14 protein-coding genes are annotated in these 12,229 nt (G+C 66.8%); 11 read left to right on the forward strand and 3 right to left on the reverse strand.

Annotation, left to right across the window (positions count from 1 at the left end; translation table 11 throughout):
* Window positions 1-40: 40 nt before the first annotated feature.
* Both Q0654_RS06880 and Q0654_RS06885 read right to left on the reverse strand, forming a co-directional pair.
* Window positions 41-943 (reverse strand): hypothetical protein, encoded by a 903-nt coding sequence (locus tag Q0654_RS06880; protein ID WP_298851946.1) that lies wholly within the window; start codon window positions 941-943, stop codon window positions 41-43.
* 613 nt (window positions 944-1,556) lie between these two features.
* Window positions 1,557-2,834, reverse strand: coding sequence for a tyrosine-type recombinase/integrase (locus Q0654_RS06885; RefSeq protein WP_298851947.1), 1,278 nt, complete (start codon window positions 2,832-2,834; stop codon window positions 1,557-1,559).
* A gap of 262 nt (window positions 2,835-3,096) precedes the next feature.
* On the opposite strand from Q0654_RS06885, the gene Q0654_RS06890 reads away from it, so the two are divergent.
* From Q0654_RS06890 to Q0654_RS06900, 3 genes are read left to right on the forward strand one after another with little or no spacing between them, the layout of a single operon-like run.
* On the forward strand, window positions 3,097-3,645 hold the full coding sequence (locus tag Q0654_RS06890) for a methyltransferase domain-containing protein (RefSeq protein WP_298851949.1): 549 nt from the start codon (window positions 3,097-3,099) through the stop codon (window positions 3,643-3,645).
* Window positions 3,646-3,650: 5 nt separating this feature from the next.
* Window positions 3,651-4,568 (forward strand): hypothetical protein, encoded by a 918-nt coding sequence (locus Q0654_RS06895; protein ID WP_298851951.1) that lies wholly within the window; start codon window positions 3,651-3,653, stop codon window positions 4,566-4,568.
* Between the two features lie 10 nt (window positions 4,569-4,578).
* Window positions 4,579-5,373: a polysaccharide deacetylase family protein gene (locus Q0654_RS06900; protein ID WP_298851953.1), complete on the forward strand. Its 795-nt coding sequence runs from the start codon at window positions 4,579-4,581 to the stop codon at window positions 5,371-5,373.
* Window positions 5,374-5,381: 8 nt separating this feature from the next.
* Here Q0654_RS06900 and Q0654_RS06905 read toward each other — a convergent pair whose 3' ends face one another.
* On the reverse strand, window positions 5,382-6,266 hold the full coding sequence (locus Q0654_RS06905; protein ID WP_298851956.1) for a rhomboid family intramembrane serine protease: 885 nt from the start codon (window positions 6,264-6,266) through the stop codon (window positions 5,382-5,384).
* A gap of 370 nt (window positions 6,267-6,636) precedes the next feature.
* On the opposite strand from Q0654_RS06905, the gene Q0654_RS06910 reads away from it, so the two are divergent.
* The 8 genes from Q0654_RS06910 (at window position 6,637) to Q0654_RS06945 (ending at window position 12,148) form a co-directional block, all read left to right on the forward strand.
* A complete protein-coding gene (locus Q0654_RS06910) occupies window positions 6,637-7,431 on the forward strand; it encodes an ATP-binding cassette domain-containing protein (protein ID WP_298851958.1) in 795 nt (264 codons plus the stop codon).
* On the forward strand, window positions 7,424-8,164 hold the full coding sequence (locus tag Q0654_RS06915; RefSeq protein WP_298851961.1) for an MlaE family lipid ABC transporter permease subunit: 741 nt from the start codon (window positions 7,424-7,426) through the stop codon (window positions 8,162-8,164). The genes Q0654_RS06910 and Q0654_RS06915 overlap by 8 nt, the downstream gene beginning before the upstream one ends.
* A 7-nt stretch (window positions 8,165-8,171) precedes the next feature.
* On the forward strand, window positions 8,172-8,669 hold the full coding sequence (gene mlaD, locus Q0654_RS06920; RefSeq protein ID WP_298851963.1) for an outer membrane lipid asymmetry maintenance protein MlaD: 498 nt from the start codon (window positions 8,172-8,174) through the stop codon (window positions 8,667-8,669).
* Between the two features lie 11 nt (window positions 8,670-8,680).
* Entirely contained in the window at window positions 8,681-9,298 is a 618-nt protein-coding gene (locus Q0654_RS06925) for an ABC transporter substrate-binding protein (protein WP_298851965.1), read from the forward strand.
* Window positions 9,285-9,575: an STAS domain-containing protein gene (locus Q0654_RS06930; RefSeq protein ID WP_298851968.1), complete on the forward strand. Its 291-nt coding sequence runs from the start codon at window positions 9,285-9,287 to the stop codon at window positions 9,573-9,575. The genes Q0654_RS06925 and Q0654_RS06930 overlap by 14 nt, the downstream gene beginning before the upstream one ends.
* Before the next feature lie 82 nt (window positions 9,576-9,657).
* A complete protein-coding gene (locus Q0654_RS06935; protein WP_298851970.1) occupies window positions 9,658-10,503 on the forward strand; it encodes a VacJ family lipoprotein in 846 nt (281 codons plus the stop codon).
* Between the two features lie 175 nt (window positions 10,504-10,678).
* Window positions 10,679-11,278, forward strand: coding sequence for a pyridoxamine 5'-phosphate oxidase family protein (locus tag Q0654_RS06940; protein WP_298851972.1), 600 nt, complete (start codon window positions 10,679-10,681; stop codon window positions 11,276-11,278).
* Window positions 11,279-11,515: 237 nt separating this feature from the next.
* Window positions 11,516-12,148 carry a class I SAM-dependent methyltransferase gene (locus Q0654_RS06945; protein WP_298851974.1) on the forward strand — a complete coding sequence of 211 codons (633 nt, stop codon included), beginning with the start codon at window positions 11,516-11,518 and terminating at the stop codon, window positions 12,146-12,148.
* The last annotated feature ends 81 nt before the right edge of the window (window positions 12,149-12,229 follow it).

A 12,229-nucleotide genomic window follows, 5' to 3' on the forward strand; every position in this document is an offset into this window, starting at 1 on the left:
TGGCCCTGCAAACCTGGCAAGACTGAAACAGTCGTGTAGTTCAGAGGCTCCCTAGCTCGAGGCTCTTGATGTGACGATGGGAGACCAGCTTCCAGCAGTATTCAGCGCTCATCACATCGCGATGATGTCGACAGAAGAGACAGCCATCCGCCCCAATGCAATCAGGCACAGGCGCCTCCGAGCGCGCGTTGTCGACCATCTCGGGCACACCGTTGAGATTAACGCAAAGTCCCGGCCCGGGTGGGGCGATGCTGGGGTCAGTAGCGCGGTGGAACTGCGATATCTCCACAGCGGCGGACTGAAAGTGCGGTTCTTCGTAGTCACGCGCGAGCGTTTCCTTCAAGTGGCCGCTCATGTCTGCTGTTAAATCAGGATCACGACTGCGACGAAGTAACCAGTTGACTCGGGTTTTGCGTAGAGCGCGAGTGTTTATGAAGCGGATACCCAGAGCGAGACAGTGCCTACGTGTAGCGCTGAAGTTCCGCAGGGCGCCAACTGCGGGAAGTACTCCGATGTAAAAAAATGGAAACAGGCGGTCATCCTCACTGTCAGGGGATAACTCGTCGAGCCAAGCCAAATAGCGCACGAAGTGCTGCTTGTATAGGCGAAATGCCCGGAAGACGGCTTCACCGCCGCGTCGCCCCTTGTACGCATATGCAATCATCTCGTCGCCGGCAGTTTGATAGCGAAATTTGACTCTGCGTAATGCTATGGCTTGGCTGAGGTTCATTGAGGTCTGCGCACAAAACAGTAGGAGTTCAGCCTCAATCCGTAGATTGGCGAGCGGGGCGCGCTTTTCCGCCGAGTCGCGGGGGTCCAACATGGCGCGGTTGCGACGAACCCTTTCTCGCTGGGAAGTCTTAAAGTCCTCCAGGTTCGCTGTGGGTTTCTTCAAGCCGGCGGCAAGCGTTAGCTTCAGGTTATTTGGCAGATCAATCGACAAAGGCAGCGGTCCGCGGAGGGCCTCAATTGTTAATGATTCGCATAATGTGGTGATAAATTCCCCGAAAACAAATGTGTCCTCCAGGTTCTGTTTGGATGTGGCGGACGATAGTGCGCGCTTCGTCTTCGTTGGCGAACGAAGACGCGTGTTCCTCAGAATCGCATTATCTCGAAGCCCTAGGGCTCGACCTATTACGGTAGAAGCAGCCATGGCATATGAGTATGCACTCGTTGCTTTCAGGCACTTCGTGATTCGAACGCGGTAAAGTAGTGACTCGGTCCACTGCTTGTACATTATGCTCGCGTTCTCCTCTGTAACGCTCAGGCTGTTGTCATCTAGCCAGGAGTAGAACTTGCGTAAGGCGAACATTTGCTCTTTAGTCGTTGCTGGCGAGCCTCCTCCGACAATCGCTGCATTCATAACTTCATGCAGCCTCGTTACGAGTGGTACACGTTCCCTCAGTAGACCCCCAAGCTTTCCGGTGGCTATCATTGCCAGAACGTCAGTGATCCTTGTCTTCGCGCCTCCACGGTAGAGAAAAACGCGGAAGTCGAACACAGTCTGGTGGGTACCGTAGGGCAACTGCCGAAGGGCTAGGTCCGGAAGGTTCATGTCACGCACCGCCTGCGTTCCTTACAAGGCCCATCATCGCTCCCGTAAAGGCATCGGCGATCTCCGCCATCGCCGCTGACTTTTCGACGAAGTGGATGTACCGCCATGTAGTTTGTTCGTGGCGGTGAAGGCAGGCATCGCGCACAAGCACTAGAGCATCTCCAGGATTCATGCCAGCGCGAATCGAAGCGCGTGCAAGTTCCGTAGCGAAGGTAGCTCGTGTCCTATGGAAGTTGAAACCGTATAGCGAGTTAACACCGGCGGCGACGCCCGCCTTACGCAACCTACCCATTTCGACGTTCACAGCGCGGCTGTCGCGATCATTAAGGTAGGGCGCCCCGAATCGGTTCAGGAACAATGTTTCGCGATGTTCTTTCGCAGCGAGTGACTGTCGCTTCAGTCGACGAGTACTGAATGCATAGACACGGAGTTGGGTGAGCAGTCCGTTAGGAATGGGCACCTGGCCTGTGACACCGAACTTGGTACGGACCGGAGGATGTGCGCCGGGTCCGATGGACAATCTGTGCCAACCTTGTAGTGTTGGGTCTTCAACCGCTCGCTCGATAGTTCTCATCTTCAAGTCACAAATGGATCCGAGGCGAAGTCCTGTTTGAAAGCCCAGCCGCAGCATGAGCGCGAGTTCGGGGCTAGCCACCGAATCTGCAAAATCCATGATGCGAAGTGCCGATTCGGTGGAAACAGGTAACAGGCCACCTTCCAGCTTGGGGCTGCCGGCCACCCTTCGATTCGGAATGGCGAGACTGGTGGTCCTGACGTTTAGCGTGTGTTGCAGGCCAAATGTGTCTGTGAGTTGAATCCCGATCTGTCGCTCGCTCCACATGGGCCATTCGGGGCTGAGAAGTCGCGTAGCCTCCAACCAGCGATAGAATCTCACGACAGTCGACATGCGGGCCGAGGCAAGTGAAGGCGCAAGTTGCCCAGAATTTCTTGCTGCGATCAATGCGCCTCTATAGCGATGCAGACACCGGTCGCTCTCGCGTGCAGGGAAGTGCCACCAGTTGACATCTTCCTGCTCGAGCCACTTCGCATACGCATGCAGACACCTCATGGCGCTCTTGACCGTTTCCAGGTCCTTGCGTTGGCTCGTCGCGTGCTGCAACGCCCAGAGATTTGCTTCCGCCCAGGTTCTGCCGTCTTTCCAACAGATCTGCGGCAAGCGGTCGATTGGCATCAGATCCTTCCGGTGCACCCAGCGCACACGTCCGTCAACTACTTCCGCTCGGCGCGGAATGTGTCGGATGAGTTCAAGACTTGCCATCCCGATGGCTCCTCGCTTGACGGTGACTTTGCCCAGGAAGGGCTAGATGTCCATATGTAGAGCGAACGTTACGGATACGCGGAGCATGCGCCATGTTACTGGTAGACACCCAGTGGGACATGTTCCTGGCGCTGTGCGGAGCGATCGCGGCGCAGCTGCTGCTGGGCCGCTGGCATGCGCGCCAGCTGCCGGCGGCCTGAGCCTGATCCGCTAAACTTCGCGGCGTTCGGCGCGGCTCGGCCCGCGCGTTTCGAGACTCGCAATGAAGATTTCCCTTGGCTCGGGTGGCGTCCGCATTCCCGGCTGGCTGCACGTCGATGCCGACGCCCACTGGCAGCCGGATATGGTCGCCGACCTGTCGCAGCCGCTGCCCTTTGGCGATGACTACGCCGACTTCCTGCAGTCCGAGGACTTCATCGGCCAGCTCAGCTTCGCCCAGGCCCGCGAGCACCTGCGCGACTGCCATCGCGTGCTGAAGCGCGGCGGCGTGCTGCGCCTGCTGACGCCCGATCTCGCCGTGCTGGTCGACCACTACCAGCGTGGCGACACCCGCGTGCTGGAACTCTGGAAGCGCGAGGTCGGCATCCCGCTGGTCACCGACACCCTGGGTGAGCTGCTGCACGCCGCGCTGACCTTCGCCGGACAGAAGAGCTTCTACGACGAGGCCACCCTGCGCGCTCTGCTGGAGCCGATCGGCTTCGAGGTGCAGCGCGTGGCCTACAACCAGAGCGCCTGGCCTGAGCTGCGCGGGCTCGATCTGCGCAGCCCGGACAACGCGATCAGCCTTTACCTCGACTGCGTGAAGCGCTGAGCCGCATGCCGCGCACCCGCCTGCAGCAGTGGAAGAAGCGCCTGCGCGAGATCGTCGAGCTGTGGCTGGTGCCGATCGGCAGCGCCCTGCTGCCGTGGCCGCTAAGCCGACGCCTGCTGTGGCGGCTCTCGCGCTTCCGCGGCTGGTACTACGAGGAAGCCATCGTGTCGGTGCGCCACGCGGAGGCGCTCGGCGTGACTGCCGACGCAGAAGCCTTCTGGCGACGCCTGCGCTTCCGCCTGCTGATCGAGCACATGGACTGTTTCCTGGTGCCGCTGCGCTCGCGCCGCTACATCCGCCGCTGGGTGCGCGTGCATGGTGATGCGTTGCCGGCGACCGGCGGCATCCAGCTGATCGGCAGCCACCATGGCTGCGGCTATTGGTTCGTGCCCTGGGCGGATTCGATCGGGCGCAGCCCGAGCATCGTGATTCCCAAGCTCGGCCCGCATCTGGCCCGCGCCAGCCTGCTGGGCTGGCTCTACCTGCGTCTGCGCTACTACCTGCTGGCGCGCGCATCCGGGCGGCCGATGATCGTGCGCGATGGCACCGCGCGGAACCAGGTGGCCGAGCTGCTGGCGAAGGGCGAAGTCGGCTGGGGCGCCTGCGACATGCCGACCAATCGGCCCGATGCGGTCGAAGTGCGGCTGGCCGGCTGGCCGACACGACTGGCGCAGAACATGTTCGAGATCGCGCAGGCGCAGGGCGTGCCGATCTTCCTGTTCACCTCGGACACCGACCTCACCACCGGCTACCGGCACATCCACATCCAGCGCGCGGTGGACGGCACGCCCGAGGAGCAAGTGCGGCAGTTCGCCGACCTGCTCAGCGCCTCGATCCTGCGCGACCCGACCGGCTGGCGCTTCTTCTCGATCGCGCATTCCTTCTTTCCGGACCGGCTGCGCTCGCCGGACGCCGCTGACTGAGCGTGCCGCCATGCGTCTGATCCTGACCTATCACGCCACCCGCCTGGAGCGCTTCGACCGTCGCGGCTGCGATCTGCTGCGGCTGCTGGCCGATCTCGATCTGCTGGCCGATGCCGGCCTGCCGGTGTTGCCGCTGGAAGCGCTGCTGGCGCCGGACTGCCGCGAGGGCGTGGCGATCACCCTCGACGACGGCACCCGCATCGACGGCGAGCCGCATCTGCATCCGGGTCTGGGCCTGCTGCCCTCGATGCTGCAGGTGCTGGCGCAGGCGAAGCGGCGCCTGCCGCAGCTGCGCGCCTCGAGCTTCGTGATCGCCTCGCCGGCCGCGCGCGCCGACATGGCGACCGCCCTGCGGGTCGACTACGGCGACGATCTGATGCACGAGCGCTGGTGGCCGCAGGCGCAGGCCTCGGGCCTGATGGACATCGAGAACCACAGCTGGGACCACAACCATCCGCTGGTGGCGCGGACGGCGCAGCGCGACAACCGCCGCGGCAGCTTCCTCGACATCGAGACCGAAGCCGAGGCCGAGGCCGAGATCAGCGCCGCCAGCGAGTACCTGCAGCGCGCCACCGGCCGGCGGCCACGCTACTTCGCGTATCCCTTCGGCCACGTCAGCGAGTTCCTGCGCGCCGACTGGCTGCCGCGCCGCGGCCCGCAGGTCGGGCTGGAAGCCGCTTTCAGCACGGAGCCGCGCGCGGTGTGCGTGGACGACGACCGCTGGGCCCTGCCGCGCTTCGTCGCCGGCCGCGATTGGCGCGACGATCCCGGCCTGCTGGCACTGCTGCGCCGGGCCGATACGTGAGCCTCGGACTAGCCGCGGGGCGGGGACTCGTCAGTGCCAGCGGGGCCCGGCGTGGAATCGCGATTGGGTGAGCGCGTGAGACGCATCTCGCCGCCCTCGATCCGCAGCGGAAACTGCACCACCACGCCGCGCAGCGGCGGCGCAGCGGGCGGCGCGCCGCGGCGCGGGCCGTCCCACAGCGGCTGCACGTCCCTGGGCGGTGCGGGCTCCCAGGTCGCCTGCTCCAGCGCGCGCTGCTCGGCTTCGAGCTCTTCCTCGATCTCCCAGCTGTAGCGCTTGCGCGGCGGCAGCGGGTCGAGCCGCGCCCACAGCAGGCCGCTGATCACGCCGAACACCGCGCCGGCGAGGTGGTACTCCCAGCTCACGCCCGGTTCGCGCGGCAGCACGGTCAGCAGCATGCCGCCGTAGAGGAAGAAGGCGATGAAGCCGGTGGCGATGGCGACGCGGTCGCGGCGCTTGAGGCCCAGCGTCAGCAGCAGGAACATCAGGCCGTGGGTCAGCCCGCTGGCGCCGATGTGGAAGCTCTCGCGGGCGAAGCCCCAGACGGCAAGGCCGGCCAGTCCCCAGATCAGCGGCAGGCTGCGCCAGCTCGCTTTCGGAAACGAGGCGAAGGCCAGGGTGCCCAGCACCAGCAGGGCCAGGGTGTTCGACATCAGGTGCGCGACCGAGCCGTGCAGCAGCGGCGCGGTCAGCACGCCGAGCAGGCCGGCCCACTCGCGCGGCCGATTGCCGAGCACGCCGAAGTCGAGGTCGAAGGCCAGTTCGAAGGCCTTGATCCACCACAGCAGCACGATGAAGCCGCCGGCCGTGATCAGCCCGCGGCGGAAACGCAGACGGTCATGCGCGGCCTGGGCGGCCGGATCCGGATGAGGTTCGTAGAGGGGAAGGTCCATGCGGTCGAGGGGTTGGGGCGGCCGCGCGCCGGCGCAAGGGCCGCCGGATCGGTCCACCGCAGCGGACGACGGCGGGATCGGCTTGGCCAGGAGGTCCTGCGCAGCCCCGCTTTCAGCCGCGCTTCATGCCGCGCAGTCGTGGCTTCGGATCCGGGAAGCCGCTACAGGTGTTTGAATCCATTGGCGAATTTGGGTGTGGCCGCAGCGCCCGCCGGAGGCTCCACCGGCGGCGCGCCGAAAGCACGCCCGTGCCGCTCACCTCGTCTTGCCCTTGCTGCGCTGCCGCAGGCCGTAAGATGCGCGCCTTCACGAATGTCCTGCGCCCGCCGCGCTTTACGCGCAGCTCACGCGCGCTGCCACGAAGTCCCGAATGACCGAAGCTGCCGCCATCGAGTTCGACCGCGTCACCCTGGCGCGTGGCCCGCGCGTGATCCTGCGCGAGGCCAGCCTGCGCGTGCCGGCCGGCAAGGTCACGGCGGTGATCGGCCCGTCCGGTGCCGGCAAGTCGACCCTGCTACATGCGGTGACGGGAGAGCTGGAGCCGAGATCCGGCCGCGTGCGCGTGCTCGATCACGCGCACCCCACGCGCAGCACCGCCGAGCTGTTCCGCCTGCGCCGGCGCATGGGCGTGCTGCTGCAGGGCAATGGCCTGCTGTCGGATCTGTCGACCTTCGAGAACGTCGCTCTGCCGCTGCGCGAGCACACCCGCCTGCCGGAGCCGGTGCTGCGCGAGCTGGTGCAGATGAAGTTGAACGCGGTGGGCCTCGCCGAGGCCGGCGCGCTGATGCCGCAGGAGCTCTCGGGCGGCATGGCCCGGCGCGTCGCGCTGGCGCGCGCCCTGGTGCTGGACCCGCCGCTGATGCTCTACGACGAGCCGCTGACCGGCCTCGACCCGATCGCTTGCGGCGTGATCCTGTCCTTGATCCGCAACTTGAACGACAGCCTCGGCCTGTCCAGCTTCGTGATCACCCACCACGTGGCGGAGACGCTGGCGATGGCCGATCAGGTGATCGTGGTCGCCGAGCAGGGCATCGCCTTCGCCGGTTCACCGGCCGAACTGAACGCGACCCGCGACCCGCTGTTGCGCCAGTTCCTCGACGGCGCTCCCGATGGGCCGATCGGCTTTGACTACCGCCGCAGCGGCACGGGGGCCTCGCATGGCTGAGATGCTCGCCTCGCTGGGCCGCATGGGCCTGTTCCTGCTGCGCGTGCTGGGCGCGATCCGGCCCGGCCATGGCTTCGTCCGCGACACCGCCGCGCAGATCCATTCGATCGGCTCGCGTTCGGTCTCGATCGTCGCCGTCGGCGGTGCCTTCGTTGGCCTGGTGCTGGCCCTGCAGGGCTATCGCACGCTCAGCACCTTCGGCGCCGGCAGCTCGCTCGGCACGCTGCTGGGCCTGACGCTGTACCGCGAGCTGGGTCCCGTGCTGGCGGCGATCCTGTTCTGCGGCCGCGCCGGTTCGGCGATGGCCGCCGAGCTGGGCTTGATGCGCGCCACCGACCAGATCACCGCGCTGTCGATGATGGCCATCGACCCGGTGCGCAAGGTGGTCGCGCCGCGGTTTCTGGCGGGCGTGATCAGCCTGCCGGTGCTGACCATGGTGTTCTGCGCCTTCGCCATCCTCGGCGGCTACGTGCAGGGCGTGCTGGTGCTGGGCCTGGACAGCGGCTTCTACTGGAGCTCGCTGCAGCAGAGCATCGATCTGGTCGACGACTTCGGCCAGTCCATCGTCAAGTCGATCTTCTTCGGCATCGCCACCACCCTGATCGCCACCTACGCCGGCTACCACGCGCCGCCCACCATCGAGGGCACCTCGGTGGCCACCACCCGCTCGGTGGTGATGGGCTCGCTGATGGTGCTGTGCCTCGATTTCATCCTGAGCGCTACGCTGTACTGAGGACGCCATGGCAACTTCTGCAAAGACCGAATGGAGCGTCGGCTTCTTCATCCTGATGGGCTTCGCCTGCGCGCTGGTGCTGGCGTTCGCCTCCACCAATTCGAAGGACGGCCTGCGCGGCGAGAGCTACAGCGTGATCGCGCGCTTTTCCAATGCCGGTGAGCTCAAGGTGCGCGCGCCGGTGCGCATCGCCGGCGTCAAGGTCGGCGAGGTCGCCAGCGTGGTGCTCGACCCGGTCAGCTTCGACGCTATCGCCACCCTGCGCCTCAGCGCGGACGCGGGCGAGCTGCCGGCCGATACCGCCGCGGCGATCTATACCAGCGGCCTGCTCGGTGATCGCTACGTCGGCCTGGCGCCGGGCGGTGATCCCGAGCCGCTCAAGGACGGCGACGAGATCCTGCTGACCCAGTCGGCGGTGGTGCTGGAGCAGCTGATCGGCCAGTTCATGTTCGGTAACGGCGAGTCGGGCGAAAACGCCGGCACGACCCCCAGCGCGACGGAGTAAAGGAGAACCCCATGCGCATCACCCAGATCCTGCAGTCGAGCGTGCTGACCCTGCTCATCTTCGCCAGCGCGGCTGCAGCCGCCAATGTGCGCCCCGCGGCCATCGTCGAGGAACGCACCGAGACCGTGCTCAAGACCCTGGTCGACCAGCGTGCTGCCTTCAGCGCCGACCGCGGCAAGCTCAATGCCTTCGTTGAGAGCGAGCTCGACGCGCTGTTCGACCGCGAGTACTCGGCCCGCCTGGTGCTGGGCCGGCACAGCCGCGGCGCCGATCCGGCCAAGATCAGCGCCTTCGCCGATGCCCTGGTGAAGAGCCTGCTTAACAAGTACGGCGCCGCCATGCTCGATGCCGACCCCAGCCTGGACGTGCGCGTGGCCGGCGAGACCGAGCTGCGCGGCGGCCAGATCGTGCGCGTGGCCAGCGAGATCCACCGCCGCGGCGGCGCGCCGGTCAAGGTCGACTACCTGTTTCGTCCGGTCGGGGAACAGTGGCTGGTGTTCGACGTGATCGTCGAGGGCGTGTCCTATGTGCAGACCTTCCGCACCCAGTTCGACGAGCGCCTGCGCCGGCAGAACCTCGACCAGGTGATCGAGGGCCTGAACCGCGGTGAGATCGATGTCGAAGGCTGAGCCGCGCCTGCAGGCCCGCTTCGAGGCCGGCGTGCTGCAGCTCGGCGGCCGGCTCGGCGCCGACGAGGCCGCCGCTCTGCTGGCCGCGGCCGCGCAGCACGACGCCGCACTGACGCGCATCGACCTCGGCGCACTCGACGAGATCGACAGCGCCGGCGTGGCCAGCCTGCATCTGCTGCAGCGCCAAGCCCGCGCGGCGGGTCGCACGCTGGTTCTGCAGCCGGTGTCGACGCGCTACCGGGCGATCTGCGTCGCCCACCGACTGTCCATCGACTGACGCGTACACTCGTGCGCTGGCCGGCCCATGCCCGGCACGGCGCATTCACACGACGCACCTCACAGAGCGCAGGAGAGCGCCCATGAGCCAAGCCATCGCACGCACCCTGGCCGCGCCCGCGCTGGCCCTGATCCTGCTCGGCAGCAGCCTGGACGGCCGCGCCCAGGACGCTGCCGCCCCGCTCAGCTGGGGCCCCGGTCTCGACCTTGAGAATTCCGGCCCGCGTTCGGCGGCGGATGATTCGCGCGAGGCGCAGTCCCTCGACCCCTGGGAGCGCTTCAACCGGCCGATGCACCGCTTCAACATGGGCATCGACCGCATCGCCCTGCGGCCGGTGGCCAAGGCCTACCAGCGCGTGACCCCGCAGCCGGTGCGCAACGGCGTGCGCAAGTTCTTCACCAACCTGGTCCAGCCGCTGACCGCGCTGAACCTCCTGCTGCAGGGTGAGCCGGGCCATGCCGGCACCGCGCTGGGCCGCTTCACCGTCAACACCACGATCGGGCTCGCCGGCTTCTTCGATCCGGCCAGCCGCATGGACATCCCCTATCGCGACGCCGACTTCGGCCAGACCCTGGGCCGCTGGGGCTGGCGCGACTCGCGCTATCTGGTGATGCCGATCTTCGGGCCGGGCACGGTGCGCGATGTTGCTGGCCGCCTCGGCACCACCCGGGTCAGCCCGGTCAGCTGGGCCGCCCGCGAGTACGGCTGGGGCATCAGCGTGATGTACGGCGTAGACGCCCGCGCCTACGCCCTGCAGTTCGACGACCTGCTGCGCGAGGCCGAGGACGACTACCTGCTGATCCGCGACGCCTACCTGCAGCGTCGCCGCTGCCAGATCGAAGACTGCAGCGGCGACCTGCCGGACTACCTGCTGCCCGACTACGACTACGAGATTCCCGACGTCGATTTCGGCGAGTTCCGCCGCTGAGCGGGGTCGGTCCCGGCACGCCTGTCGTGAGCGACCGTGGCGCGGCATGGATCTGAAGCTCCGCAACCCCAGGCCTGCGGCTGCACGAGGCACATTCACGGCGCGCCATGGCCGCCCGCACTAGCCTCTCGCGCATCGGGCCGCGCGGCGGTCCTCTGCCGATACAGGCGCTTCGATGTCCTCACTGCCCCAGCCCGACCGTCTCGATGCGGTGCTCGACCAGACCTGGCAGCTGCTGATCGAAGGTGCTGCGCGCCGGCATTCGTCCTTCCACCAGGGCGTGCTCGCCAACCTCGGTTCGGAGGGGCCGGACGCGCGCTATGTGGTGCTGCGGCGGGCCGAGCGTCCGTCTGCGCGCCTCGCCTTCCACAGCGACCGCCGCTCACCCAAGATCCGCCAGCTGCTGAACGATCCGCGCGCCAGCTGGTGCTTCTTCGGCGAAGGCGTACAGCTGCGCCTGGCCGGCCGCGCCACCCCGCTGTTCGAGGGCGAGTCCGTCGATGCCGCCTGGCAGCGCACCAGCGCCTTCGGCCGCCGCTGCTACACCGTTGGCAGCGCACCCGGCGCGGAACTCAGCGAAGCCGGCAGCGGGCTGCCCGAGGGTGCGCTGCGACCGGGCCTGGAACCCGCGCTCAACGAAATCGGACGCGAGCACTTCTGCTTGGTCGAGTTCCAGCTCGAGCGCATCGACTGGCTGCACCTCGCCCACAGCGGCCACCGCCGCGCGCAGTTCGAAGCAGCGGACAGCTGGCAGGGGCGGTGGGTGCAGCCCTGATGTGCGGCTGCAAGCTACGCGCTGCCTTGTAGTTGAGGCACGGTGTGCACCGCTTCAGAGATCAGCGAAAGAAGCGCTTCGACCGAGGCCCCAGCCTCTCGCGAGGGTCTCGAGTGGCCGGCAAGCGGCGCAGCTTTGAAAGGCGCGTCCCGCCTTCATCCAGTTTTGACGCTTGCCGCAGCGAGCCGATACCGTACGCGCGTGCGCCCTTCGCGCCGACTTCCGGATTTCTCTTCCATGAGCCAGACCACCAGCGGCCTGCGCGCCGCCCTTTCGCTGCCTTCCGTCTATGACTTCGTGCAGAACCTCGTAGGTGCGGCGCGTGCGCGGCGCGAGCTGAGTGCCCACTATCTGCGCGCCGAGTCGGGGCAGCTTCTGGTCGATGTGGGCTGCGGCACCGGCGAGATGCTCGACTTCCTGCCCGCGGGTGTCCGCTATGTGGGCTTCGATCTCTCGCAGCGCTACATCGACGCGGCGCGTCGCCGATACGGCGAACGCGCCCGCTTCGAATGCCTGGATGTCGCCGAGGCCGGCAGGCTCGACATCCATGATGTCGACATCGCCCTGGCCTTCGGCCTGCTCCACCATCTCGACGATCACGAAGTCCTGGGTCTGCTGCACGCCCTCGCCCGACTGCTGGGCCCCAACGGACGCATCCTCACCATCGACCCCACCCTGAGTCCCGGCCAGCACCCGGTGGCCGCCTTCGTTGCCCGCCGTGACCGCGGGCAGAACGTGCGGTCGCCGGAGGCCTACCGCGCGCTGGCCGCACGGGTCTTTGATCGGGTCGACTGCGAGGTCCGCCACGACCTGCTGCGCATTCCGTACTCGCACTGCATCCTGCAGATGCGCGCTGCGCCCCGGGTCTGAACCAGGGCAAGGCTGAAGCATGCAGCGTTGCCGCGCGCCATGCAGGGCGCGCCCGCGCATCGAGCACCTGATGTTGGGTGC

This window comes from uncultured Aquimonas sp. (assembly GCF_937888285.1).
Lineage (GTDB): Bacteria > Pseudomonadota > Gammaproteobacteria > Xanthomonadales > Xanthomonadaceae > Aquimonas.